This window comes from Bradyrhizobium genosp. SA-3, assembly GCF_004212635.1.
In the GTDB taxonomy this organism is placed as follows: Bacteria; Pseudomonadota; Alphaproteobacteria; order Rhizobiales; family Xanthobacteraceae; genus Bradyrhizobium.
Genome location: NZ_PSRT01000003.1, coordinates 69,228 through 95,034, shown reverse-complemented (window position 1 = coordinate 95,034; position 25,807 = coordinate 69,228). Strand labels below are relative to the sequence as shown.

The following is a 25,807-nucleotide window of genomic DNA, read 5'->3' as shown; positions in this document are numbered from 1 at the left end:
GGCGGTTCCGGGAGGGGGAATGGGGCTCAACGTCTTGCCACAGTCATTCCGGGGCGACGCGCAAGCGTCGAGCCCGGAATCCATCGTGCGGCAGCGTGGGTGGATGAATGGATTCCGGGTTCGCGCCTAGCGGCGCGCCCCGGAATGACGGTGGAGAACGAGGGCGCCGACTTAGTCCGGCCGGACCATCTCGAACATGTTTTCCGGCTTGATCTCGAAATAATCGCCGCGACGCCCCGCGCGAACGATCGGGCGGGCGGCGGCGGTCTGGTAGATGCCGTCCTTGATCACGGCCTTGTCGATGTGGACGGCGACAACCTCGCCCAGCGTCAGCCAGGCGTCGGCCTCCTTGCCGTTGGCGCCCTTGAGGCGGACGACGTCGGAGACCTTGCATTCGAAGGCGACCGGGCTCTCGCCGACGCGCGGCACGTTGACGAGCCGGCCGGGCACGGCGGTGAGGCCCGCGACCTCGAACTCGTCGACCTCAGGGGCGACATGCGCCGCGGTCGCGTTCATGTGCTTAGCCAGATCCATCGTGGCGAGATTCCAGACGAACTCGCCGGTCTGCTGGATGTTCTCGACCGTGTCCTTCCAGTTGGTGGAGGAGAAACCGATGATGGCACGTAGCAGAAGGCGTTGAAGAAGCTGTAGGGCGCGAGGTTGACGTGGCCCCTGGCGTCGCGCGAGGAGATCCACCCGATCGGCCGCGGCGCGATGATGGCATTGAAGGGATCGTGCTTGAGGCCGTGGCCCTTGGAGGGCTCGTAGAAGTAAAGGTCGTTGTCGGTCACCGCTGCTTCCTTTTCGTCATTGCGAGCGGAACGAAGCAATCAAGAGTCTTCCCGCGGAGGGATTCCCGTCAAGGGCGGCGCGAAGCTGCTTATAGGAAGAAACGGCTCCGCCCGTCAGTGGCGCGGCGACAGACCCGCGATGACGAAATCGATCATCTGGTCGATGGTCGGGCCCGGCTTGGTGGCGCACTGGGCGATCATCTGGGGGTGGAAGAAGCGTATCATCGCGGTGCAGGCGCAGAGCGAGGCGAGCTGCAGGTCGGGCGCCTCGAACTCGCCGGAGGCAACGCCTTGCGCGATCATCTGGCCGATCACGCCCGCAATGCACTCCATATGGGCGACGCAGACGTCCCAGTCCTCCTCCATCGCGATCGCGACCATCTCGTGCAGCTTGTTGTCACCGACATAGCGCTCGGTGTTCATTCGATGGATGGTGGTGAGCAGCTCGCGGAAGCGCGGGAGCACCGGGCCGGGCCGGGTCACGATCCGCTGCGCCTCCAGCTCGACCTCGCCCATCAAGCCCCGCGCCACCGCCTGATGGATCGCCTTCTTCGATTCGAAGAAGCGATAGACATTGGCGGGGCTCATCCTGAGCTCCTTGGCGATGTCCCCGACCGTGGTCTTCTGATAGCCGATCTGGCGGAACAGCCGCTCGGCCACCTCAAGGATACGATCCCGGGTGTCGCCTTCGATATGTTCCGCAACCAGTGTCATCTATCAGGACTCGTCAGTAGCACTTCATCTCACTTATTCAGCCGCTTCAGCAAGCGGAATTGCGTGCTGGTCATCGCTCCCATGCTGCGGCGCGGCAGGCTGCTCGGGGGTGCCCGCCTCGTCCAGGCTCTTCCTGAACCAGAGCGCATAGAGGCCCGGCAGGTACAAGAGCGTCAGGAAGGTCGCGACGAACAGGCCGCCCATGATGGTGATCGCCATCGGGCCCCAGAAGGCCGAGCGCGACAGCGGGATCATGGCGAGGATGGCGGCGAGCGCCGTCAGCACCACCGGACGGGCGCGGCGGACGGTGGCCTCCACGATCGCCTCGCGCCGGGTCAGGCCGTGAGAGACGTCGGTCTCGATCTGGTCGACCAGGATGACGGTGTTGCGCATGATCATGCCGGCAAGCGCGATCAGGCCGAGCAGCGCCACGAAGCCGAACGGGGCGTTGGCAACGTTGAGCCCGAGCGAGGCGCCGACGATGCCGAGCGGCGCGGTCAGGAACACCAGGATCAGGCGCGAGAAGCTCTGCAGCTGGATCATGAGCAGCGTCAGCATCACCATGACCATCACCGGGAAGAGGATGAAGATCGAGGCGTTACCCTTGGCGGACTCCTCGAACGCGCCGCCCGGCTCGATCCGGTAGGCTGGCTCGAGGTGGTCCTTGATCGCCTTCAGCTTCGGCGTGATCTGGTTGGTGACGTCGGGCGCCTGCACGCCGTCGACCACGTCGGAGCGCACGGTGATCGCCATGTCGCGGTTGCGCCGCCACATGATCGGCTCCTCGTGGGCATATTCGATCTTCGCGATCTGCTGCAGCGGCACGGCCACGCCGTTACGCGAGGTGATGGTGAGGTCGCCGACGCCGCCGAGGTCGAGGCGTTCGGACGGGATCGCACGGGCGACCACGCCGACCTTCTCGATGCCGTCACGTACCGTCGTGACCTGCGAACCCGAGATCAGCATCGCCAGCGCCTGCGAGACCTCCTGCGGGGTCAGGCCCATCGCACGAGCACGGTCCTGATCGACGACGAGCTTGAGGTACGGGGACTGCTCGTTCCAGTCGAGTTGCACGTCCTTGACGCTCTTGTTCTGGCGCATGACGTCGCGGACCTGGTAGGCGATCTCGCGCACCTTGTTGGCGTCGGGCCCGATCACGCGGAACTGGACGGGGAAGCCGACCGGCGGGCCGAAATTGAAGCGGTCGACGCGGACGCGCGCCTCCGTCAGCACGCCCTCGGCAGCGGCGTTCTCGATCTTGGCCTTGATCCGCTCGCGCGCCTCGACGCCCTTCGCGACGATGACGATCTCGGCAAAGGCCTCGTTCGGCAGCTGTGGGTTGAGGCCGAGCCAGAAGCGCGGCGAGCCCTGGCCGACATAGGACGTATAGGTCTCGATGTCCTTGTCGTCCTTCAGCAGCGTCTCGGCCTTCTTCACAGCCTTCTCGGTGACGTTGAAGGCCGTGCCCTCGGGCAGACGTAGCTGGAGGAACAGCTCGGGCCGCTCCGACAGCGGGAAGAACTGCTGCTGGACATGGCCGAAGCCAACGATCGAGGCGACGAAGACGCCGACGGTCGCGACCACCACGGTGATGCGGTGGTTGACGCACCATTGCACGATGGCACGCAGGCCGCGGTACATGCGAGTCTCGTAGACCGCATGCGGATCGTGATTGTGGTGGGCCTTCATGTCAGGCAGCAGCTTGACGCCGATATAGGGCGTGAAGATCACCGCCACGAACCAGGAGGCGACCAGCGCGATCGCCACGATCCAGAAGATGCTGCCGGCATATTCGCCGACCGCGGAATTGGCAAAGCCGATGGGGAGGAAGCCAGCGGCCGTGACCAGCGTTCCCGTGAGCATCGGAAACGCAGTTGATTCCCAGGCAAAGGACGCCGCACGCATGCGGTCCCAGCCCTGCTCCATCTTCACCACCATCATCTCGACCGCGATGATGGCGTCGTCGACGAGCAGGCCGAGCGCGATGATCAGCGCTCCCAGCGTAATGCGGTGCAGGTCGAGCGACATGGTGTTCATGACGATGAAGACGATGCCGAGCACGAGCGGCACCGACATCGCGACCACGATACCGGTGCGCCAGCCGAGCGCCAGGAACGAGACGAACAGCACGATGACGAGCGCTTCCATGAAGGAGTGCACGAACTCGCCGACGGCGTGCTCGACCACCTTTGGCTGGTCGGCGATGAGCCTGACATCGATGCCCTGCGGCACGGCCTTCATGAATTCGCTCGTCGCCTTCTCGACCTCCTTGCCGAGATCGAGGATGTTGGCGCCCTTTGCGGTGACGACGCCGATGCCGATCGCGGGCTTGCCTTCCTGGCGGACGACGAAGCTCGGCGGATCGACATAGCCATGGGTGACGGTGGCGATGTCGCCGAGACGGAAGACGCGGCCGTTGCTCTCGACCGGCGTCTCAGCCACGGCCTTGGCGCCATCGAGCGCGCCGGTGACGCGCAGCGGCACGCGCTGCGACGAGGTCTCGACCGTGCCGGCCGGCGTCACGTTGTTCTGCTTGGCGAGCGAATCGAACAGCGCCTGCGGCGTGATGCCGAGGGTGGCGAGCTTGGCGTGGCTGAACTCGACGAAGATGCGTTCGTCCTGATTGCCGTAGACGTCGACCTTGGTCACGCCCGGGACCTTGAGCAGGCGCTGACGAAAACCTTCCGAGACCTTCTTGAGCTGGGCATAGTCGGCGCCGTCGCCGGTCATCATGTAGAGGATGGAATCGACGTCGGAGAACTCGTCGTTGACGACGGGCCCGAGAATGCCGGAGGGCAGCTGGCCCTGCACGTCGACCAGCTTCTTGCGCAGCAGGTAGAAGAGATAGGGCACGTCCTTCGGCGGGGTGTTGTCGCGGAAGGTCACCTGGAGCGCGGTGAAGGCGGGCTTGGAATAGGTCTGCACCTTCTCGAAATAGGGCAGCTCCTGGATCTTCTTCTCGATGGGATCGGCGACCTGGGTCTGCATCTCCTGCGCGGTCGCGCCCGGCCACATCACGGAGACGTTGACCACCTTCACCGTAAAGAACGGATCCTCGGCGCGGCCGAGCTTCTCATACGAGAAGAAGCCGGCGACGCCGAGCACGATCATCAGGAAGAGCACCAGCGTCGGATGGCTGACGGCCCAGGCCGAAAGGTTGAAGCGCTTCATCGCACTCTCCGAAAGACGATCCAATTGCCAAAAACGACAGCCACTCTGTTCAAGGCGTCATCGCGAGGCAGCGAAGCAATCCAGGGGGCTGGGCAGGTTCTGGATCGCTTCGCCGCTTCAGCCTTCGCATTTGCGCTCGGGCCGAAACTCGCCTTGCAACGACGAACTCAAAAACGCTTAGAAAGACAGCGACGACACGATCCGCACCCGCTGGCCCGGATCGAGCTTCTGCACGCCGAGGGCGACGATCTTGGCGCCCTCCTCCACGCCGCCGGTAATGACGACGTCGTTGCTCTCGTAGGACTTCACCACGACCGGCTTCAGCGTGACCGCGCCGTTGTCGTCGACGACGTAGAACGAGGGCTTGCCGCCTTCGTTGAACAGCGCCGACAGCGGCAGCCGCGCGACGCGCTCGGTGGCCGCGTCCGACAGCGTCAGCGTCGCGGTCATGCCGAGCGCGACCTTGTCGTCGGCCTCGGGCAGCGAGAATTTTGCCAGATAGGTGCGCGTGGCCGGATCGGCCGCCGGCGCGATCTCGCGCAGATTGGCCGTATATTTCTTATCGGGCTCCGACCAAAGAGTAACGCTGGCGACGCCCGACTTGGCGCGTCCAACCAGCGTCTCAGGGATCGCGACGACCGCTTCCTTCTCGGCAAAGCGGGCGACACGGATCGAAGCCTGGCCCGCGGCGACCACCTGGCCGGGCTCGATCAGCGTTGCGGTGACGACGCCACGGGCATCGGCAACGAGCGTCGCGTAGGAAAGGGAATTCTTGCTCAATTCGAGCGCGCGTTCGGCGCGGTTCAGGCGGGCGCGGGCTTCATCCGCGGCGGCGCGGCTCGAATCCATCTGCGCGTCCGTGGTCCAGCCCTTGGCCTTCAGGTCCTTGGCGCGCTGCTCGGCAGCGGCGGCCTGGGCCAGCACGCCGGTCGCAGCGGTCTGCTCGGCAACGGCCTGCTCGGCCTGCAGCTTCAAATCGACCTCGTCGAGGGTCGCCAGCGGCTGACCGATCTCGACGGTCTGGCCGACCTCGACCAGGCGCTTTGCGACCTTGCCGGCGACTCGGAAGCCGAGGTCGCTCTCGATCCGCGGCCGGATGGTGCCGACGAAGCTCCGCTCCGGCGTCTCGGCATCATAGCGGGCGGTTGCGACCAGAACCGGCCGCGGCGGCTCGGCCTTCTCGGCGACGGTGTCATTGCACCCGGCCAGCGCAGCGGCCATCAGGGCCAGTGACACACCCGCCAAGAGCCTGGAATAGCTGGACAAAACCGACCGGACGAACATCGAAGGACACTCCTGCATCTCGAATGAGAGGAATGTCGACTAATCACTGATAAAAGTCAATAATCGTCAGTCATCAGGAAAGCGTGACCGTTAAGGGATGGTAAGGGTCGCCGAACGTTGCCACGAAGGTGCTATCGTAGGGTGGGCAAAGCGCAGCGTGCCCACCACGTCCGTTAATACAGGGAAATTTGGTGGGCACGGCGCGCGAAGGGCGCGCCTTTGCCCACGAAGCTTCCCTCTACCGCCCCTGCCCGGCGAACTCATGCTTGCTGTCGTGGCGGCCGACGAAGACCAAGATGCCGGCGATCAGCGGCAGGACGGCGAGCACGAGCAGGCCGGTCGAGGTCTGGCCGGTGGCTTCCTTGACCCAGCCGATCAGATAGGGCCCGCCGAAGCCGGCGAGATTGCCGATCGAGTTGATCAGGGCGATGGCGCCGGCCGCCGCCGTGCCGGACAGCCAGGCGGTCGGCAGGGTCCAGAACACGCCGAAGCAGCAGAACACCCCAATGGCGGCGACCGTCAGCACCACCATCGTGAGGGTGGGATCGGTGAGATAGGAGGAGATGCCGAGCGCAACCGCGGTGAGCAGCAGCGGCGCGCCGACATGCATCACGCGCTCGCGGCTCGCATCCGAATGCCGCGCCCACAGGATCATGGCGATGGTGCCGAACAGATAGGGGATCGCGGTGACGAAGCCGGTCTGCGCGTTGGTGAGACCGAACGCCTTGACGATCTGCGGCAGCCAGAACTGCATGCCATAGAGCGCGCCGACGAAGCCGAAATAGATCAGGCTGAGCGCGATCACCTTCGGCGACGACAGCGCCTGGCCGAGCGAGGGATGCTTCACCGCCTGCTTGATGGCGATCTCGGAATCGAGCTTGGCCTTGAGCCAGGCCTTCTGCTCGGCCGAAAGCCAATTCGCCTTCTCCGGTCTGTCGGTGAGATAGAACCAGGTGACGAGGCCGAGCAGCACCGAGGGGATGCCCTCGATGATGAAGAGCCACTGCCAACCCTTCAGCCCCATCATGCCGTCGAGCCCGAGCAAGAGGCCCGAGACCGGCGCGCCGATCACGGTCGAGACCGGCACGGCAATCGCGAACGCCGCCAGGAATCGCGCACGATATTCGGCCGGTACCAATAGGTCAGATACAGGATGATGCCGGGAAAGAAGCCGGCCTCGGCGACGCCGAGCAGGAAGCGCAAGACGTAAAAGCTCGTGACGCCGCTGACCAGCGCCATCAGCGCCGAGATGATGCCCCAGGTCACCATGATGCGGGCGATCCAGCGGCTGGCGCCGAATTTCTCCAGCGCGAGGTTGCTCGGCACCTCGAAGATGAAGTAGCCGATGAAGAAGATGCCGGCGCCCCAGGAGAAGATCAGCGGCGTGAACTTCAGCTCGGCGTTCATCGTCAGCGCGGCGAAGCCGAGATTGACGCGGTCGAGATAGGAGAAGAAGTAGGCCAGCACCAGGAACGGAATCAGGCGCCAGGAGATGGCGCGAATGGTCGAGGTCTCGATGTCGCTCTTGCTGGCGTTCCTGGCACCGCCGGCGGAACCGGCATAGGTGGTGGTCTGGCTCATGGCTTCCCCCCGGGTTGTTGCTTTTGTGGGCTGGTTGGCGGTTTTCAGCATCGCGGGCAAAGAGTCAATGGAGCGAGCAATGCATGGAGCGCAGCCGGATAAACCTGTTGCGCTGTTACGGACATCGCTGATCCGCGCCGCCCTCGCGCTCGGGGTGATCGTCTGCGGACTCTCCTTGCGCTGGTACGGCTTTCCGCTCGGCCTGCCCGCCTTCGTCGTGAAGTACGGCGGCTCGCTGTTGTGGGCGACGATGGTGTTTCTGCTGGCCGGGGTTTTGCTGCCGCGGCTGACGCGGATGCAGATTGCAGCTATCGCGGTCGTGATCGCGATCGCCGTGGAATTCTCCCGGCTGGTTCACACGCCGTGGCTCGATGCATTCCGGCTGACGACGGCCGGCGCGCTGCTGCTGGGGCGGATTTTTTCGCTGTGGAATTTAGTGGCCTATGCGGTGGGGATTTTGCTCGGCGTTTGGCTCGATCGACTCGTCGCAATGCGTGGTCTCGTAGGGTGGGCAAAGGCGCCATAGCGCCGTGCCCACCATCCGCATCACCTATGACGATGGTGGGCACGCTTCGCTTTGTCCACCCGACGAAACCGACACCGTGGCGAGCTGCCTCACTCCGCCAATTGAAACCGCTCGAAGCGATCGAGCTCGCCCTCGATCTTGCGCTTGAGCTCCTTGCGGCCTGCGGTCTTCTTGCCCTCGCCGACCCAGGTCCATTTCTGCATCAAGAGCTTCTTGGCCTGCCGGTCCGTCTTGAGATCGAGCGCGGCGACGATCTCGTCGCCGACCAGGACGGGCAGCGCGAAATAGCCGAGCTTGCGCTTGGCCTTCGGCACATAGGCTTCGAACAGATGGTTGTAGCCGAAGACGAGATTGGTGCGCTTGCGCTGGATGATCAGGGGATCGAACGGCGACAGGATATGGACGAGATCCGGCGATGCCCGCTCACCCAGCTCCAGCGCGCCCGGCGAGGCCCAATGCTCCTGCTTGCCGGCACCCTCGATCGCGATCGGCACGAGCTCGCCGCGGCGGACGCGCGAGGCGATCAGGCTCGCCACCGCCTTCTTGCGCGGCGCATCGAGATGGCAGATCGAATCCACACTCACCACACCCTGCGAGCGCAGCGCGCGCTCGAGCAGATAGGCCGTGATCTCCTTCGCTGACGCCGGCCTCGGCAGCTTGTCCCAGCCGAAATGCCGCGTCATCAGTTCATAGGTCTTGAGCATGCCCTGACGCTCGCTGATGGTCACGGCGCCGGTATAGAAGGCAAGTTGCAAGGCCCGCTTCGAGGGCTTGCGGCTTTGCCACAAATGCTCCTTCTCGACGAGCACGTCGTCCTCGATGTCGCGGATCGTCAGCGGACCGGCCCGCAGCAGCCGCATCACCTTGCGCGTGTCGGCCGGCTGCACCGAAGCGAACCATTTATGCCCCTCGCGCCGGTGCTCGCGCATCGCCGGCAGGAAGAAGCGGAAGTCGCGCGCCGGCACGTAAGACAGCGCATGCGTCCAGTATTCGAACACACTTCGCTCGACGCTCTGGGCATGGCGCAGGTCGGCGCGGCAGTAGGACGGGATACGGCTGAACAGGATGTGGTGGTGGCAGCGCTCGATCACGTTGATGGTGTCGATCTGCACATAGCCGAGATGAGCGACCGCGTCCGCGACGGCCTGCGCGCCGTCGCCGAACGGAGCGCGCTCGTCCAGTCGCTGGGCATGCAGCCAGATCTGCCGGGCCTGTGTCGTCGAGAGGCGGAGAGGTTTGGGAGCGCGGGACATTGCAGAAGGCAATGTAGCGGGATTCGCGCCGAGGCAAACAAAAGAGGCAAAGAAAACCGCGCTGCCATCTGCTGACAACGCGGTCTGTCGACGAATGGAGCAAGTTATTTCGCGCTCATCTTCTGCGCCTTCATGTAATGCATGCAGGCGCCGCGCATATTTCCTTTGCTCATCTCGGTGTTGGCAGCAGCCATTTCCTTGGCCATCGCCTGCTTGGCGGGCGAATCCACGGTTCCCATTGCGGTCATCGATTTGCCGATCGCCTCGCCTGTACACGGTTGCATCTTTGCTGCAGAAGCCGGCGAGGCCGCGAACACGGCGAGCACAACAGCCGAAAGCAACATCTTCATCGAATGTCTCCTCCGTAGAACAAAACCGGCGTTATGCCGGCCAACGCAAGAGCCATTCTTCAGCGACAAGTTTTCAGGGAGAAGACATTTTCGTTGCTGCGCCGCAGCGATAGCCGCCGTTAGCGTGCGGCTTTTGGGCGCTCCCCGAGGCTGCCTGTGGCGGTGTCCGGCTCACAGGACGCCTTGCCGCGCCCCTCCGACTGGCAGCGATAGACGCTGCCGGTCAGACGATCGACCAGCCACATGTGATCCTCGGCCGGCCCTTCCAGACCGACATAGCGGGAGGTCAGCCCCGTGATCAACGTCGACAGCAGGATCGCCACCGCGATCATCGCGGCGCCGATATAGATGGGCATTGAGCTCAGGGACACTGTCCGATCCGGCGGGCCGCTGCGATAGAACTGGTAGTCGCGCTGGTAATCGCTCGGCCTCGGCACTGGATGGAACTCGGCTCACTCGCGGACGAATTGTTGAATGATCAAAGCCTGCTAGGCGCGCATCTGGACGAATTCTTGTTCGTAGGCGGGCCTTGGGGCGACGCCTTTGCGACGATCGGTGAACGCGGATTTCCGGGAATGGTCGGTGAGCTGGTTCGGCGAAACCCACAAACCAACACTGTGACCTCCGGCTCGTGGCTTCGAATGTGACAAGGATCACATCAGGGCCTTTGAACCTTCCCTAAGCTCGCAACATCAAATCGCCATCAGGCGTAACAGCGAGGATACGACAATGACCCGTTTTGATAAATTTTTTGGACTGAAGGCGATTACTCTCTCCGCGGCCCTGTCGATGACGGCGAGCCTTGCACTGGCCGGCGACAACAACGTCTCCGCGGGCCAGATCCTGGATGCACTGAAGCCGAAGCCGGTGACCCGTGGCCTGTCCGTTGGGCCGCAGGCCGATACCGCCGCGCAGGCCAAGGAATCGACATTCCTCAACACCGTGCGCAACCGCTCGACCCGCTCGCTGTCGACGGGCGAGCGCGAGCAGATCGCCGAGCTCGCGGCGACCAAGCCCAAGATCGATCTGGAGATTCAGTTCGACTACAACTCGGCTGACATCGCCAAGACGTCGGTGGCATCGGTGCAAGCGCTCGGCAAGGCGCTGTCCGATCCGGCGCTCAAAGGTTCGACCTTCGTGGTCGCCGGCCACACCGATTCGACCGGCGGCGAACAGTACAACCAGGGCCTCTCCGAACGCGCGCCGACACCATCAAGAAGTACCTGGTGCAGAACTACGGCCTGAACAGCGCTGATCTCGTCACCGTCGGTTACGGCGAGACCAAGCTGAAGGACGCCGCCAACGGCGCCGACCCGATCAACCGCCGCGTCCAGGTCGTAAACATGGACACCAAGACCGCGTCGAAGTGATCTCCAAGTTATGCCGACGAAGCGCGCCGCCTGCTGCAGCCCGGCAGGCGGCGATGTCATATCCAGCTCTGGAACAGCATCAGCCGGCCGAAGGTTCGCATGGAGGTGCCGACAAAGGCCGCGGAGATCGGCAGCAGAACCGCAAAGCCGGCCGCGGCGACGCCGACATAGGCCCACAGCAGCCAGCGCGGCAGCCCCTCCCGGCGCAGCACATAGACCAGCGCGAGGGACGCCGCGGTCGCTGCCGGCAGATAGTAATAGATGAAACCCAGCGTGCGCGGCAGCAACGCCCAGGCGAGCCAGGGACCGAAATAGAACGCCGCGATCAGGAATGCATCCCAGCGCCGCGCCACGATGAAATCGCGTAGCACCACAGTGAGCGCGAGCAACGCTGGCCACAACACCAGCGGATTGCCTAGGAAGACGATCGCGGCGATGTTGTCCTCCGCCGTCTTGTCGAACAGGAACCAGACCGGGCGGGCGAGCAACGGCCAGGATGGCCACGCGCTCATATAGGTGTGGCCGGCGATCGCGGTCGTGGTGTTGTCGGTGAAGATCCGCCGCTGCGCCTCGATCAAATCCGGCAACGACAATCCGTAGAGCGGAACGAAAGCGGCAAGATACGTCAAGGCCGGCAGGACGGCGAAGCAGAGCGCGGCATGCTGCACCCGAAAACCGGGCCAGAGATCGGGCCGATACCAGTCGCTCGGCCTGGCGTCGGCAAACTGCGTGCGCCAGCCCTGCATCAGGCGGATCACCGCAACGATGACGATGCAGACGCTCAGTGGAAACAGGCCGCTCCATTTGCAGGCCGCAGCACAGCCGAACAGGCTGCCCGTGAGCGCGAACAGGGCATGCGGCCGCTCTCTTCGAAAACCATGCATGAAGGCGGCGGTCGCGAGCAGGCCGAAGCCTAGCGCAAAGATGTCGAGCATGGCGATGCGCGCCTGCACGTAGAGCATCTGGTTGCTGCCAGCGATGAGCGCGGCTGCGATCGCGGGCCCTTGCGCAGAGAACAGCGCAAGGCCGCACAGATAGATCGCGACGACCGCGAGTGCGCCGAACAAGGTCGCCGGATAGCGCCAGCCAAACGCGTTGTCGCCGAAGGCTGCGATCGATGCGGCGATCAGCTCCTTGCCCAGGGGCGGGTGCATCGGATTGAGCATCGGCTGCGACATCACAGGCGTCAGCATCTGCCGCGCCGCCGGCACATAATGCACCTCGTCGAAGACGAACTTCTCCGGCGTCGCGAGACCGATCAGCAGCGCGAGATGAGCAACCAGGAAAATCGCGACGGCAATCACTGCGCTCCGCGACACCTTTGGAACCGCGGACAATTCGAGCGTCGGCCGTGGAGATGTTTTGCGTGGCAAATTGACGTCACCGTGGACAAAAAAGAGATCGCGGTTTTCATTGAACGCATTCTGCCGCGACTGTCACTAAGCATAACGCACGTCCCGCGCCGCTTGTGATAATTCCGCCACATCGCAAGTGCGCGCGATCCGGTACGATCAGGGACATATCGATCGGTTGCATATGAATTTGCGTTTCTGGCTTTTCCTCTCTCTGTTGTCGGCCGCATTGTACGCAGGCCCTTGCGCGCAGGCGCAGACGCGCGTCGGCGAAGCCGTCGTGATCCAGAACGAAGTGGTGCGCGTGGCCGCGACCACCACGCCGATCAATGTCGGCGACAGCATGCTGCGCGACGAGACCGTGCGCACCGGCGCCGACAGCGCGGCGCGCTTCGTCATGGCCGACAGCACCAACCTGTCGCTGGGCCCGAGCGCCACGCTGAAGCTCGACCGCACCGTCTTCAACGACGAGCACAGCTATCGCGACGTCGCGATCCGCATGACCACTGGCGCATTCCGCTTCGTCACCGGGCACTCCGACAAGGCCGCCTACAAGATCACGACCCCGCTCGCGACCATCGGCGTGCGCGGCACCACGCTCGACATCCTCTCGCAGCGCGGCCGCTCCGTCGTCGTGCTTCAGGAGGGCGCGGCCAGCGTCTGCACGAAGAGCTCCCAGTGCGTGCAGCTCACCCAGCCCGGCGACACTGCGATCATCACCTCGACTGGCGGCAAGGTCGGCATCACCAAGACCAACACGCCGCCCTGGACGTTCGCCGCCAACTGCGCAGCGAGCGCTGGGCTTTGCGCTGTCAACCAATATGCCGCCGCCTCGCCGACCATCACGCCTGCCGTCCAAGACGACGGCATGCTGTGCGGGCGGTGACAATGGTGAAACTCCGCTTCAAGCGCTCGGTTCTCGCTGGCGCGCTGGCCGCCGTGGCTGCGCTTGCATTTGCGCCGGATATTCGACCGGCGGCAGCCCAGGCGACGTGCGGATCCCAATGCGGTGAGCCGACGCCTTACCCGACCTATTCTCCGTCCCCAACGCCGACCTATTCGCCGTCTCCGTCACCCTCCCCCTCGCCGAGCCCCTATCCGTTGCCCTCGCCGACCCCGGATCCTGCGCCCGCGCCGAGCCCGGATCCGTCGCCAAGCCCGACGCCGACCGGCGCGGATTCCAGCGGCAATTCGATCGGCGGCCTCGCCAATCAGCGCTTCAACCAGATGATCACCAACCGCGTGCTCGGCACGGTGCTGCTCGGCGTCAACGAGCAGGTCAATTGCAGCGACTGCATCAGCGCGTTCGGCTCGGCCGGCTCGTTCTCCGCCGGCATCCACGGCCGCAAGGAGCTGACCAGCAATCTGTCGCTGCTCGCCGGCATCGCCTACACGCACTACAACGAGGGCGGCTACAAGATCACGAGCGCACCGATCGGGGCCTTCGCGCTACGTTATGACTTCACCGACTGGGGCTCGTCGCGCCCGTTCTTCGACGTCGGCACGATCCTGACGCCGTGGGAGAAGGCGCGCTACACGCGCAGCTACGATACCAGCTTCGGCCCTGTGAACGTGACCGGCTCGACCAACGCGTCGAACTACGCCGTCTATGGACGCGCCGGCTGGATCAGCCGCCTGTCGCCGCGCGACGAGGTCGCGGCCTCCGTCGAGGTCTGGCAGCTCTGGCAGCGCGTGTCGGGCTACACCGACAGCGCAGTGGCCTTTAATCCGTTCGATGCCACGATTGCGACCGGTACCGACCGCACCAGCTTGGTCAAGATCGGCGGCCAGTGGACGCATCTCTACGGCAGCAACATCGAGGCCAACATCAACGGCGGCTGGGTGCAGTCGTTTGCTGGCCACAGCGGCATCGTGGCGACCGTGACCGGCAATGGCGTGGTGGTCCCGACCATGGGCAACCAGGGATGGTTCGAATATGGCGGCCGCCTCGGCTTCCGCGTGCAAAAGGGCTGGATCGTGGATCTCTTCGCCAACGGCACGCTGGGCCCGCAGCCGGTCGGCAACACCATCCATGGCGGCGTGGGGCTTAGGATTAATTATTGAGGCACAGTCTCGTAGGGTGGGCGAAGCGAAGCGCGCCCACCGCTTCTCTTTCACCTTGAGAATGATGGTGGGCACGGCGCAAATGCGCCTTTGCCCACCCTACGGCATCCGTCCAGCCTTCACGCCGCCGACTTGCCCTCGAACGCGCGACGCAACGCGTCGACATCCAGCTTGACCATCTTCATCATCGCCTGCATCGCGCGCGCGGCCGCAGCCTTGTCCGGGCTCGACAGGAATTCGAACATCACTTTCGGCACCACCTGCCAGGCCACGCCCCATCGATCCCTGAGCCAGCCGCACTGCTCTTCCTTGCCGCCATGCGCCAGGAACGCGCTCCAGACGCTGTCGACCTGGGCCTGATCGTCGCAATTGATCATCAGCGACAGCGCGTGGGTGTACTCCATCTTCATTCCGCCATTCAGCGCGACCAAGCGCTGCCCGCCGAGCGCGAACTCGACGACGAGCACCGAACCCTGCTTGCCGGAAGGGCCATCGGAGACGTTGCGCTGGACATGCACGATCTTGGAGTCGGGCAGCAGGGAGACGTAGAAGTTGGCGGCTTCTTCGGCATCGCCGTTGAACCACAGGCAGGGCGTGACCTTGGACATTTGAATGCTCCTGTTCTGGGCCGCGATCAGGCGTTCGCCATCTCGGGCTGCAGAGGGGCCGCCGCGAGATCCATCCAGTTCACACCCCACATATGGCCGTCCGGATCCTCGAAGCTGCGGCCGTACATGAAGCTGTATTCGTCCTTCGGACTGGGATCGGCCACCCCGCCTGCAGCCTCGGCCTTGCCGACAATATCGTCGACATCGCTGCGGCTGTCCGCGGACAGGCAGAACAGCACCTGGTTCGAGGTCCTGGCATCCGCGATCGGCTTCGGCGTGAACTGACGGAATTTGTCGTGGGTCAGCAGCATGGCGAAAATGGTCTCGGAAAAGACCATGCAGCTTGCTGTCTCATCGCAGAATTGCGGGTTCTTGACCGCGCCAATCGCCTCGTAGAAGGCCGTGGCGCGCTTGAGGTCGGTCACCGGCAGGTTGACGAAGATCATCTTGGGCATCGGAAGCTCCTTGGCGGGGGTTCTGCCCAAGGACGGACCAGCCGGCGGCCATCCGACACGACTTCCGAATATATTTTTGACCTTCCCCTGCGAGGTTCTGTCGCACCGAAGCTCGCTCCTCGGACGGCCTTACTTCTTCTCGTTGGGATCGCGATGAACGGGGTCGATCCACAGCACGGTCTCGGGCTTCTCGACCGGCTCAATATCGAGATTGATCGCGACCGCCTCGCCGTCGCTGCGCACCAGCACGCATTCCAGCACCTCGTCGGGGCTGGCGTTGATCTCCTGATGCGGGACGTAAGGCGGGACGAAAATGAAATCGCCGGGCCCGGCCTCCGCGGTGAATTGCAGACGCTCGCCCCAGCGCATCCGCGCCTTACCCTTCACCACATAGATGACGCTTTCGAGATGGCCGTGGTGATGCGCACCGGTCTTGGCATCGGGCTTGATGCTGACCGTGCCCGCCCACAATTTCTGCGCGCCGACGCGCGCGAAATTGATCGCGGCCGCGCGGTCCATGCCTGCCGTCGACGGCACGTTCGTATCGAGCTGGTTGCCGGGAATGACGCGCACGCCGTCATGTTTCCAGCGATCGTCGTGATCGTGTGCATGGTGCGAATGCGTGTGGTCATGGCCGGTCATGGGACTTGCTTTCTGTTGGTTCCGTGCGCGGCAAACTAACCCAAAGCCGCGCCCACGAGCCACAGCAAAATCGGAGCCCTCATAGTCATGAGACGTTGCCTTCGCGAGCAAACCCGTATGGCTCAGTCATCCCGGGGCGATGCGCAGCACGAACCCGGGATGACGGCGCAAACTATTTTACCGCGAGCAATTCCACGTCGAACATCAGCGTCGCGTTCGGCGGGATCACGCCGCCGGCACCGCGGGCGCCGTAGCCGAGCTGCGGCGGGATGATCAGCGTACGCTTGCCGCCGACCTTCATCGAGGCAACGCCCTCGTCCCAGCCGGCGATGACGCGGCCCTTGCCGATCGGGAATTCGAACGGCTCGTTGCGGTCGACGGACGAGTCGAATTTCTTGCCCTTCTGGCCGTTCTCATAGAGCCAGCCGGTGTAGTGCATCACGCAGATCTGGCCCGGCTTTGGCGAAGCGCCAGTGCCGGCGACGCTGTCGATGATCTGCAAGCCTGAAGCTGTGGTCATGGTCTTTCCTGCAGTCTGGGCCGAGGCCGTGGTGGAAACGAAATGCGACACGCCGGCGATCACGGTGATCGCGAGTGCCGACATCAGGGCGAGGAGTGCGCGCTGGAAATGCTGCATTAGGCACCTTCCGTTTGAAGCGGGAGGTGTCTAGCGCAACGCGGGTGAGGTTTCCACCCCTCACACCTCGATATTTTCCAGCCGGACTGGCAGCTTGCGGATGCGCTGGCCCGTGGCGTGATAGATCGCATTGCAGACCGCCGCATTGGTGCCGACATTGGCAAGCTCGCCGAGGCCCTTCGCACCTGCCGGATTGATGTGATCGTCCTGCTCGGAGAGCATGATGACCTCGACGCTGGGCACGTCCGCATTCACGGGCACGAGGTAGTCCGCGAAGTTGTCGTTGACGTAGCGCGCATTGCGTTCGTCGATCTCGGTGGCCTCGAGCAGCGCCGACGACATGCCCCAGATCAGCCCGCCCATCAGCTGGCTCCGCGCGGTGCGCGGATTCATGATGCGGCCTGCGGCGAATGCGCCGACCAGACGGGGACAGCGGATCTCATGCGTGAAGCGGTTGACGCGGACCTCGACGAACTCCGCACCGAAGGCATAGGCGATCTGGTCTTTCATGGCGTGGCCACCGACCAGCCGCACCTGCCCGCTGTGCATGGCGCGGAAGGAATCCAGCGGCGCGTCTTCCGGCTTCCACTCACCATATTCCTCGACGACGCCGACACCGAGCGCGTCGAAGGCTTTCTCCAGGTCGAGCGCGCGGTCGCCCTTCGCCGCCTGCGTGGCCGGTGTCTGGCCGATACCCACGGTCTCCTTGGCCTTGTCCGTCAGGCTTTGGCTCGGCATCACCGCCTTGAACAGGCGCTGCCGGATCTGGTCGCACACCATCATCACCACGGAGCAGGTGCTGGCCGTCGAATTCGAGCCTCCGGCAACCGGCGCCGGCGGCAGGTCGCTGTCGCCGATGAAGACGGCGACCTTCTCGAGCGGCACGCCGAGCCGCTCGGCGGCGGTCTGGGCGATGATGGTGTAGGCGCCGGTCCCGATCTCGTGGCCGGCGATCTCGACACGGGTGCGGCCGTCACGCTGGAGGCGCACGCGCGCGGCGGACGGCCCCATGTGCGTCGGGTAGCAGGTGGTGGCACAGCCATAGCCGATCAGCCAGTCGCCGTCCGACATCGATTTCGGTTGAGGCGAGCGCTGCGCCCAGCCGAACGCCTTGGCCGCCTCGTCGAAGCAGGCCATCAGCGAGCGCGACGTGTAGGGCTTGCCGCTGATCGGCTCAACGGTGGTGTCGTTGATGCGGCGGAGCTCGATCGGATCCATGTTCAACTTCACCGCCAGCTCGTCCATCGCGCTCTCCAGCGCGAACAGATACGGCACCTCCGGTGGCGAGCGCATGAAGCCGGGCGTGTTGCGATCGGCGCGCACGATCGAGACGAGGCTGTCGACGTTCGGACAGGCATAGAGCCGCGTCGTCGTCTTGGTGCCGCCGACGCAATAGGGATCGGGCCGCGAGGATACCTCGGCGCCCTCGTGCCTGAGCGCGACCAGCTTGCCGTCGCGACGTGCACCAAGCTTGATCTCGTGGCGGGTCTCGGCGCGATAGGTGGTGATGGTAAAGCCTTGGTCGCGGGTCGGAACCAGCTTGATCGGCCGGTTCAGGCGCTTTGCGATAGCGGCGACGATGGCGGTGCGCGGCGTCATCGAGCCGCGCGAGCCGAAGCCGCCGCCGACATAGGGGTTGACCACGCGGACCTTGTCGGCGTCGATGCCGAGCTGTTCGGCGACGCCGTTCTTCAGGCCGTAGACGAACTGGCTCGGCTCGTAGATGACGAGGTTGTCGCCCATCCAGGCGCAACTCGTCGAGAACAGCTCCATCGGATTGTGATGCTGCGTCGGCGTGTCGTAGGAGGCGGTCAGCTTGACCTCGGCCTCGTCGAACGCCTTGGCGAAATCGCCGACCTTCGGGTCTTCCTTGAACTGGGCATTCTGCCCCTTCGCGCCCGCCGTGGTGGTTCCGGGCGAGTCGAAGGTCGCGCTCGGCGCGATGGCCGTGTAGCTGACCTTGACCCGGTTGGCCGCCTCGCGCGCCGCCTCGTAGCTCTCGGCAACGACCACCGCGATGATCTGGCCGTCATGGGCAATGTCGGCCGATTTCAGCGGCTGGATCGTCGTGCCCGCATAGCCGCCATTGCTGAAGAGCCTCGAGTCCTTCAGCTTCGGTGCGTTCTCGTGGGTGAGGATGTCGATCACGCCGCGGACACGCCTAGCGTCATCGAGATCGAAGCGATCGACCCGCCCCTTGGCGATGGCGCTGGTGACGAGGAACGCATAGGCGGGGTCGGCGAGCGGCATGTCGGACGCATAGGTCGCGCGTCCCGTCACCTTTACGACCGCGTCATAGCGCGGCACGGGCTGGCCCATGTTCGTCTTCGGCTCGGGAGCAGCAGCGGTCATGATCAGATCTCCATCGTTACGGCCTGCTGGAGCGCGCGTGCCACCACGCGCTTGCCGAGCGCGATCTTGAAGCTGTTGTGCCGCCGTCCCCTGGCGTCTGCGAAAGCGGCATCGGCGACGCGCTGCGCCAGGGCTTCGTCGAACTTTTGCCCCTTGAGCAGCGCCTCCGCTTCGCGCGCCCGCCAGGGCACGGTGGCGACACCGCCGAGCGCGACGCGCGCGTCCCTGATCGTGCTGTCCTGCACGTCGAGCGCGACTGCAGCCGAGGACAGCGCGAATTCGTAGGATTGCCGGTCGCGCGCCTTGAGATACACGGAGCGCGGCCAGCGTCCGGGCACCGCGAAGGCCGAGATCAGTTCACCGGGCTGAAGTGTGGTTTCGATGTCGGGCGTACTGCCCGGCGTCTTGTGAAGCTGGGCGAACGGCATGCTGCGCGTGCCGGCCTTGCCCGTGATCTCGACCATGGCATCGAGCGCGATCAGCGCCTGGGCGAAATCGCCTGGGTAGGTCGCAATGCACTGGTCGGAGACGCCGAGCACGGCATGCATGCGGTTGACGCCGTCCATCGCGGCGCAACCGGAGCCGGGATGACGCTTGTTGCAGTTCTCATAGGAAACATCGCGGAAATAGCTGCAACGCGTTCGCTGCATTACGTTGCCGCCGAGCGTCGCCATGTTGCGCAGCTGGGCGCTCGCCGCGAGCTTCAGCGAATGGGCGATCACCGGATAGTTGCGCTGGATGCCGTCATGCGCGGCGACGTCGGACATCTTTGCGAGCGCGCCGAGCCGCAGGCCGTCGTCCTTCGGCTCGATCGCCGACCAGTCGCGCGCGAGCGGATTGATATCGACGATCGCGGCCGGCCGCATCACGTCCAGCTTCATCAGATCGATCAGCGTGGTGCCGCCGGCGAGCGGTTGCGCGGGGGCCTGGGTCAGCGGATTGTTCGCCGTCACGGCGGCGCTGAGCGCCTGCACGGCCATGTCAGGGTCTGTTGCCCTCTGATACGAAAACGGTCGCATGCGCCTAGCCTTTCATGATCTCGGGCGCGGCCTGCTTCACGGCGGCGACGATGTTGGGATAGGCGGCACAGCGGCAGATATTGCCGCTCATATATTCGCGGATGTCCGCCTCGTTGTTTGCATGCCCCTCCTTGACGCAGGCCACAGCGGACATGATCTGGCCCGGCGTGCAATAGCCACACTGGAACGCGTCGTTGTCGATGAAAGCCTGCTGCATCGGATGCAGGCGGTCGTTGGTGGCGAGGCCTTCGATCGTCGTGATCTCCTGCCCTTCGGCCGCAAGCGCGAGCGTCAGGCACGACACCACGCGCCGGTCGCCGATCAGCACCGTGCAGGCGCCGCACTGGCCGTGATCGCAGCCCTTCTTGCTGCCGGTGAGCTTGAGATGTTCGCGCAGCGCGTCGAGCACAGTGGTACGCGCATCGATGCTCAGGCGCTTGTCCTTGCCGTTCACGTGGAGGGTGACCTCGACAGGAAGCGCCGGATCTTGTGCGACCGGAGCCCTGGCATCCTCTGCGGCCGCGCGTGCCGTGATCGGAACAAGCGCACTGCCAGCCACACCGGCCATGAAGGCGCGCCGATCGAATGCTGATTGTTTGGAATTTGATTTGTCGGACATCGACGCCTCCGCCGCTCATCTGCAAAGCAGCGCACGCCTGCACCGCTCATCGCCCCTTAACCTGAAGCAATGGGCTCCGTTCCGAACGAGAAAGGGCGACGCAGCAAATGCCGCGCCGCCCTTCGTCAACTTTTCCTGATCTTGTGCGGGGAACCGCGCGGGGGCTCAATAGCCCAGCGCGCAGCCGTCCTTGCGCGGATCGGAACCGCCGGTGAGCGTGCCCTTTTCCCAGTCGATCCAGATCGCCTGGGCGCCGCCGAGCGGACCGACCACGCTGGTGGTCTTGTGGCCGAGCTTCTTCAGGCCTTCGACGATCGCGGCGGGCACGCTGTCCTCGAGCTGATACTGGCCCTCGTAGTGCAGGCCGCGCGGCATATCGATCGCCTCCTGCACGTCGCAGCCATAGTCGAGGATGTTGGTCAGCACATGCGTCTGGCCGGTCGGTTGATACTGTCCGCCCATCACGGCGAACGGCATCACGGAACGGCCACCCTTGGTGAGCAGGCTCGGCATGATCGTGTGCAGCGGGCGCTTGCCGCCTGCGATGCAGTTGGGATGGCCCGGCTGGATGCGGAATCCGCCGGCGCGGTTCTGGAACAGGACGCCGGTCTTGTTGGAGACGATCGCCGAGCCGAAGGAATGGGCGATCGAGTTGATGAACGAGCAGACGTTGCGGTCCTTGTCCACCACCGTGATGTAGATGGTCGACGGATTCATCGGCGGCGCGACATTCGGCAGCTCGAGCATGCCGTCCATCCGGATCTTGCTGATGTACTCGTCGGCAAAGCCCTTGGCGAGCATCTCGGCGACGTTGATCTTCATGTGATCGGGGGCGGCGACATGCATCTCGCGATTCATGTAGGCGATGCGCGCCGCCTCCGCCTCGAGGTGGAAGCGCTCGACGCTGAGCGGTGCGAACTTGGTCAGATCGAACCGCGACAGGATGTTCAGCATCAGCAGCATGGTGACGCCGGGTCCGTTCGGCGGGCACTGCCAGACGTCGTAGCCTTTGTACATGGTGCCGATCGGCGTGGTCACTTCCGTCGTATGCGCGGCGAAATCATCGAGCGTGTGCAGGCCGCCGATCCCGCGCAAGGTCTCGACCATGTCCTCCGCGATCGGGCCCTTGTAGAAGGCGTCGCGGCCGTCCTTGGCGATCGCGCGCAGCGTCTTGCCGAGCTCCGGTTGGCGAATGACGTCGCCGGCCACCGGCGGCTTGCCGCCCGGCAATAGGTAACGCACGGTGTTGGTGCCACCCTTCAGCTTCTCGAACTGGTTCTTCCAGTCGAAGGCGATGCGCGGCGCGATGACGTAGCCCTCCTCCGCCGCCTTGATCGCGGGCTGCAGCAGCCGGTCGAAGCCGAACTTGCCGTGATCGCGCAGCACGGTGGCAAAGGCATCGACCACGCCGGGGATCGACACCGCATGCGCCGAGGTCAGCGGTACCGAGTTGATCTTGCGCTCGAGATACCAGTCGGCGTTCGCCGCCTTCGGCGCGCGGCCGGAGCCATTATAGGCGATGATCTTGCCCTCGCCCCGCGGCTGGATCAGCGCAAAACAGTCACCGCCGATGCCGGTCGATTGCGGCTCGATCACGCCGAGCACGGCCGAGCCGGCGACCGCTGCGTCCACCGCCGTGCCGCCCTCGCGCAGCACCTCGATCGCGGCGAGCGAAGCCTGCGGATGCGAGGTCGCCACCATCGCATTGGTGGCGTGGACGGTGGACCTGCCGGGGAAATGGAAGTTTCTCATGCGAATTCTTGCTTTCTTGGACATCCGGCGCGACGCGCGCCATCTCGGAAAAACCCGGCCTACATGACATATTCCGGCCAGCCGGAGCAATGCTGGCATACCAATGAAATGGCTGCCATCCGCTGGGCGTATGGACCGTTCGCGGCTTTCAGCCATGGCGGGTTTTCCGGGCGCCGGCGGCCTGCTAAACGAGCCGCCATGTCTGACAACAATTCGGTCACCAAGGTCGCCGCCTTCTACCAATTCGCCGCCCTCCCGGATTACCGCGAGCTGCGCGAGCCGCTGCGCGCGCTCTGCGCTCGCCTGGCGCTGAAGGGCAGCGTGCTGCTGGCCCAGGAGGGCATCAACGGCACCGTCGCGGGCACCCCGGAGGCGATCGGCTCCTTCGCTCACGAGCTCGCGCACGGCGACACGTTCGGCGGCCGGCTCGACAATCTCGAACTCAAATTCTCGACCGCCGCGGCGATGCCGTTCGGCCGGCTCAAGGTGCGGCTGAAGAAGGAGATCGTCACGCTCGGTGATGCGGCCGCCGATCCGACAAAGCAGGTCGGCACCTATGTCGACGCCGCCGAATGGAATGCGCTGATCGCGGCACCCGATACGCTGCTGCTCGACACCCGCAATGCTTTCGAGGTGGCGATGGGCACGTTCGAGGGCGCGCTCGATCCCGGCATCAAGAGTTTTGGCCAGTTCAAGGATTTTGCCGCCGCGCAGCTCGATCCGGCAAAGCACCGCAGGATCGCGATGTTCTGCACCGGCGGCATCCGCTGCGAGAAGGCCAGCGCGCATCTGCTCGCGCGCGGCTTTGCCGAGGTCTATCACCTCAAGGGCGGCATCCTCAAATATCTGGAAGAGGTGCCGCAGACGCAGAGCCGCTGGCGCGGCGAATGCTTCGTGTTCGACGAGCGCGTCGCGCTCGGGCATGGATTGCGAGAACTTGGCCTGCGTGAACTGGACAAGGGGCACGGCCGTGACGAATGAGATCAAGACGCTGAGCGAGCGCATCGACACGCTGGAGATGCGCCTCAGCTATCAGGACGACACGATCGAGACGCTGAACCAGACCATCACGGCGCAGTGGAAGCAGATCGACGCGCTGACGCGGCAGATCGCACAGCTGAGCGAACGGCTCCAGGAGGCCGAGGCGAATGCGCCGGGCCCTGCCAACGAGCGCCCGCCGCATTATTGAGATCTCGATTAAGATCTCGTGCCCCGGGCGCAGCGCAGCGCCCTTCGCGATGCGCTGCTGAACCGGGGCCTATGGTTGCGGCGAAGAAAGTGCTGGGTCCCGGCTCAGCGTCGCATCGTTTCACGCTGCGTCGCGTCCGGGACACGATGGCGATCTTACTGACCGGACGCCTTGAGCATCAGGCTGGCCACCTCGCCCGACATCATCAACCGGTTGCGCCCGGCTTCCTTCGCGGCGTAGAGCGCCTGATCGGCCGCCTCGACGAGCGAGGCCACGCCCGCCGTGCGCTCCAGCACCGGCCGGCACGCCGCGCCTCCGAGCGAAGCGGTGACGCAACCGGTCGCATGGTTGGTGGTGTGGACGAGGCCCGCCTCGCGGATCGCTCGCCTGATCCGGTCGCCGATCCGGGCGCAGCCTTCGGCATCGGTGTTCGGCAGCAGCATGGCGAACTCCTCGCCGCCATAGCGCGCTGCCAGATCGCCGGGACGCTGCATCTCGGTTGCGATGACCTGCGCCACCAGGCGGAGGCAGGCGTCGCCCGCGGGATGGCCGTATTCGTCGTTGTAGGCCTTGAAGTGGTCGACGTCGATCATCAGCAAGGCGAGGCTGGAGCGGTCGCGATAGGCACGCGCCCACTCCTCCTTCATCCGTTCGTCGAACCGGCGGCGATTGGCAAGGCCCGTGAGGCTGTCCTCGATCGCGAGCGTCTCGAGCATGGTCTCCAGCTTCTTGTGTTCGGAGATGTCGCGCGAGATCGCCACCACGCCGTCGACGCGCCCATTGTCCTTGCGCGTCACCCGCATGGTCGATTCGAGCCAGACTTCGCCGTTCTCCCGGTGCGAGTTGCGATAGACGAGGCGCGCCTCCTCCGTCTCGCCACGCTTCATGGCGTCGACGATCGCCTGGACCTGCGGCAGATCCTCCGGATTGATGCCCGCGAGCGCAGGCGTGCCGATCAGTTGATTGGCGCGCCAGCCGACTAGGCGCACCGACGCGGGCGAGACATAGCGCAGCCGCTCGTCGAGCCCGATGCGGGTCACCATGTCGCTGGAGCCTTCCGCGAGCAGGCGGAAGTGCGCCTCCTTCTCGATCAGGGCCGCGGCCATGCGCTGGCCCCGCTGCAACTGCCGCACCAGCACGGCACCGATGATCGCGATCAGCATCACCAGGGCGACCACGTAGAGCATGCGGGAGATTGCGGCTGCGCGCCAGGGCGCCAGCAATTCGTCCTTGTCGACGGTGGCGAGCAGGACCAGCGGGTAGCGGCTGCTGCGCTTGAAGAAGCTGACGCGCTGGGCGCCGTCCAGCGGCGACTTGAAATGATAGGCGCCGCCCGGCCGCTGCAGGCTGGCGTCGCGGAACAGCGGCTTGTCGGCAACACTGTGTCCGACGAACTTTTCGTTGTTCGGGTTGCGCGCGACGATCAGGCCGTCGCCATGCGTCAGCGCCACCGAGCTGTTGCGGCCGATCTCGAACTGCTCGTAGAAATGCGAAAGATATTTAGAGCTGATGGTCGCGAGCACCACGCCGCCGAAGCTGCCGTCCGGCTTGTTGAAGCGGCGCGACAGGGTGACGACCCATTCGCCGTCCAGGAGGCTCTTCACGGGACGGCCGACATGGGGCTCTCGTTTCGGAGAGAACTGGTGATGACGGAAGAACGCGTCATCGCTGAAGGTCGAGCCGATCGTGCCGGGCAAGGTCAGCCAATTGCCCTGATCGTCGATGATGCCGAGGCCGTGAATGCGCTCGATGGCCTTCTTGCGCGCTTCCAGCAGGGTGCGCAGCTTCGCGATCGTGGCAGGGCCGGCGCCGTCCATCTCCAGCCGGCTGACGACGCCGACGACGCCGGAATCCAGGAGATCGAGGCTGTCCTCTGCATGCTGTGTCAGCGAACGGGCAACGTTCGCCATCTCGGTCTCGGCGCCCTTGAGCACGGCATCGCGCGTGGCCCATTCGCGCCAGGCGCTGACCCCGAGGATGGTGGCGCAGGTGAGCACGACGAACGCGGCCGCGCGCAGCGGCAGACGGCTCCATCCGGCTCTTTGGGTCGCAGCACTCATGCGGCAGAATTCTCCGAT

The 25,807-nt window shown here is 64.7% G+C and carries 21 protein-coding genes and 3 pseudogenes; 6 read left to right on the top strand and 18 right to left on the bottom strand.

Features of this window, described 5'->3' with window-relative positions; genetic code table 11:
- Nucleotides 1-171 precede the first annotated feature (171 nt).
- The 5 genes and pseudogenes from CWO91_RS01575 to CWO91_RS01555 form a co-directional block, all read right to left on the bottom strand.
- Nucleotides 172-791, bottom strand: a pseudogene (locus CWO91_RS01575) (flavin reductase family protein).
- A gap of 114 nt (nt 792-905) precedes the next feature.
- Nucleotides 906-1,505, bottom strand: a complete 600-nt coding sequence (locus tag CWO91_RS01570) for a TetR/AcrR family transcriptional regulator (RefSeq protein WP_028160320.1) — start codon at nt 1,503-1,505, stop codon at nt 906-908.
- Between the two features lie 33 nt (nt 1,506-1,538).
- Entirely contained in the window at nt 1,539-4,676 is a 3,138-nt protein-coding gene (locus CWO91_RS01565) for an efflux RND transporter permease subunit (RefSeq protein ID WP_130211960.1), read from the bottom strand.
- Nucleotides 4,677-4,853: 177 nt separating this feature from the next.
- The gene (locus CWO91_RS01560) at nt 4,854-5,960 is read right to left on the bottom strand and encodes an efflux RND transporter periplasmic adaptor subunit (protein ID WP_130211959.1); all 1,107 of its coding nucleotides are present in this window, start codon (nt 5,958-5,960) and stop codon (nt 4,854-4,856) included.
- Nucleotides 5,961-6,198: 238 nt separating this feature from the next.
- A pseudogene (locus tag CWO91_RS01555) lies at nt 6,199-7,541 on the bottom strand (MFS transporter).
- Nucleotides 7,542-7,620: 79 nt separating this feature from the next.
- On the opposite strand from CWO91_RS01555, the gene CWO91_RS01550 reads away from it, so the two are divergent.
- Nucleotides 7,621-8,067, top strand: coding sequence for a DUF2809 domain-containing protein (locus CWO91_RS01550; protein ID WP_165405172.1), 447 nt, complete (start codon nt 7,621-7,623; stop codon nt 8,065-8,067).
- A gap of 89 nt (nt 8,068-8,156) precedes the next feature.
- Here CWO91_RS01550 and CWO91_RS01545 read toward each other — a convergent pair whose 3' ends face one another.
- From CWO91_RS01545 to CWO91_RS01535, 3 genes are all read right to left on the bottom strand, one after another.
- Nucleotides 8,157-9,320: a winged helix-turn-helix domain-containing protein gene (locus tag CWO91_RS01545; protein ID WP_130211958.1), complete on the bottom strand. Its 1,164-nt coding sequence runs from the start codon at nt 9,318-9,320 to the stop codon at nt 8,157-8,159.
- Nucleotides 9,321-9,424: 104 nt separating this feature from the next.
- A complete protein-coding gene (locus CWO91_RS01540) occupies nt 9,425-9,670 on the bottom strand; it encodes a hypothetical protein (protein ID WP_130211957.1) in 246 nt (81 codons plus the stop codon).
- A 119-nt stretch (nt 9,671-9,789) separates the two neighbouring features.
- Nucleotides 9,790-10,026, bottom strand: a complete 237-nt coding sequence (locus tag CWO91_RS01535; RefSeq protein WP_091898985.1) for a hypothetical protein — start codon at nt 10,024-10,026, stop codon at nt 9,790-9,792.
- Nucleotides 10,027-10,399: 373 nt separating this feature from the next.
- Between CWO91_RS01535 and CWO91_RS01530 the strand changes: the two are divergent.
- Nucleotides 10,400-11,040: pseudogene (locus CWO91_RS01530) on the top strand (OmpA family protein).
- A 56-nt stretch (nt 11,041-11,096) separates the two neighbouring features.
- Here the strand turns inward: CWO91_RS01530 and CWO91_RS01525 are convergent.
- Nucleotides 11,097-12,377, bottom strand: coding sequence for a phospholipid carrier-dependent glycosyltransferase (locus tag CWO91_RS01525; protein WP_130211956.1), 1,281 nt, complete (start codon nt 12,375-12,377; stop codon nt 11,097-11,099).
- Between the two features lie 199 nt (nt 12,378-12,576).
- On the opposite strand from CWO91_RS01525, the gene CWO91_RS01520 reads away from it, so the two are divergent.
- Complete coding sequence (locus CWO91_RS01520; protein WP_130211955.1) at nt 12,577-13,278, top strand: FecR family protein; 702 nt, start codon at nt 12,577-12,579, stop codon at nt 13,276-13,278.
- Nucleotides 13,279-13,280: 2 nt separating this feature from the next.
- Nucleotides 13,281-14,456: a hypothetical protein gene (locus tag CWO91_RS01515; protein WP_165405168.1), complete on the top strand. Its 1,176-nt coding sequence runs from the start codon at nt 13,281-13,283 to the stop codon at nt 14,454-14,456.
- Between the two features lie 119 nt (nt 14,457-14,575).
- On the opposite strand, the gene CWO91_RS01510 is transcribed toward CWO91_RS01515, so the two are convergent.
- The 8 genes from CWO91_RS01510 to ggt form a co-directional block, all read right to left on the bottom strand.
- Nucleotides 14,576-15,064, bottom strand: a complete 489-nt coding sequence (locus tag CWO91_RS01510; protein ID WP_130211953.1) for a VOC family protein — start codon at nt 15,062-15,064, stop codon at nt 14,576-14,578.
- A gap of 26 nt (nt 15,065-15,090) precedes the next feature.
- Nucleotides 15,091-15,519 (bottom strand): VOC family protein, encoded by a 429-nt coding sequence (locus CWO91_RS01505; RefSeq protein WP_130211952.1) that lies wholly within the window; start codon nt 15,517-15,519, stop codon nt 15,091-15,093.
- A 129-nt stretch (nt 15,520-15,648) separates the two neighbouring features.
- On the bottom strand, nt 15,649-16,161 hold the full coding sequence (locus CWO91_RS01500; RefSeq protein ID WP_128938099.1) for a cupin domain-containing protein: 513 nt from the start codon (nt 16,159-16,161) through the stop codon (nt 15,649-15,651).
- Nucleotides 16,162-16,333: 172 nt separating this feature from the next.
- The gene (locus CWO91_RS01495; protein ID WP_130211951.1) at nt 16,334-16,798 is read right to left on the bottom strand and encodes an FKBP-type peptidyl-prolyl cis-trans isomerase; all 465 of its coding nucleotides are present in this window, start codon (nt 16,796-16,798) and stop codon (nt 16,334-16,336) included.
- 60 nt (nt 16,799-16,858) lie between these two features.
- Nucleotides 16,859-19,150 (bottom strand): xanthine dehydrogenase family protein molybdopterin-binding subunit, encoded by a 2,292-nt coding sequence (locus CWO91_RS01490; protein WP_130211950.1) that lies wholly within the window; start codon nt 19,148-19,150, stop codon nt 16,859-16,861.
- 2 nt (nt 19,151-19,152) lie between these two features.
- Entirely contained in the window at nt 19,153-20,169 is a 1,017-nt protein-coding gene (locus CWO91_RS01485) for an FAD binding domain-containing protein (protein ID WP_130211949.1), read from the bottom strand.
- 4 nt (nt 20,170-20,173) lie between these two features.
- Nucleotides 20,174-20,788 (bottom strand): (2Fe-2S)-binding protein, encoded by a 615-nt coding sequence (locus tag CWO91_RS01480; RefSeq protein WP_130211948.1) that lies wholly within the window; start codon nt 20,786-20,788, stop codon nt 20,174-20,176.
- A 165-nt stretch (nt 20,789-20,953) separates the two neighbouring features.
- Entirely contained in the window at nt 20,954-22,540 is a 1,587-nt protein-coding gene (gene ggt / locus CWO91_RS01475) for a gamma-glutamyltransferase (RefSeq protein WP_165405167.1), read from the bottom strand.
- 198 nt (nt 22,541-22,738) lie between these two features.
- Between ggt and CWO91_RS01470 the strand changes: the two genes are divergently transcribed.
- Nucleotides 22,739-23,521: a rhodanese-related sulfurtransferase gene (locus CWO91_RS01470; protein WP_130211946.1), complete on the top strand. Its 783-nt coding sequence runs from the start codon at nt 22,739-22,741 to the stop codon at nt 23,519-23,521.
- Entirely contained in the window at nt 23,511-23,729 is a 219-nt protein-coding gene (locus tag CWO91_RS43950) for a SlyX family protein (RefSeq protein ID WP_130211945.1), read from the top strand. The genes CWO91_RS01470 and CWO91_RS43950 overlap by 11 nt, the downstream gene beginning before the upstream one ends.
- Before the next feature lie 155 nt (nt 23,730-23,884).
- On the opposite strand, the gene CWO91_RS01460 is transcribed toward CWO91_RS43950, so the two are convergent.
- Nucleotides 23,885-25,789 (bottom strand): diguanylate cyclase domain-containing protein, encoded by a 1,905-nt coding sequence (locus tag CWO91_RS01460; RefSeq protein WP_130211944.1) that lies wholly within the window; start codon nt 25,787-25,789, stop codon nt 23,885-23,887.
- Between the last annotated feature and the right edge of the window lie 18 nt (nt 25,790-25,807).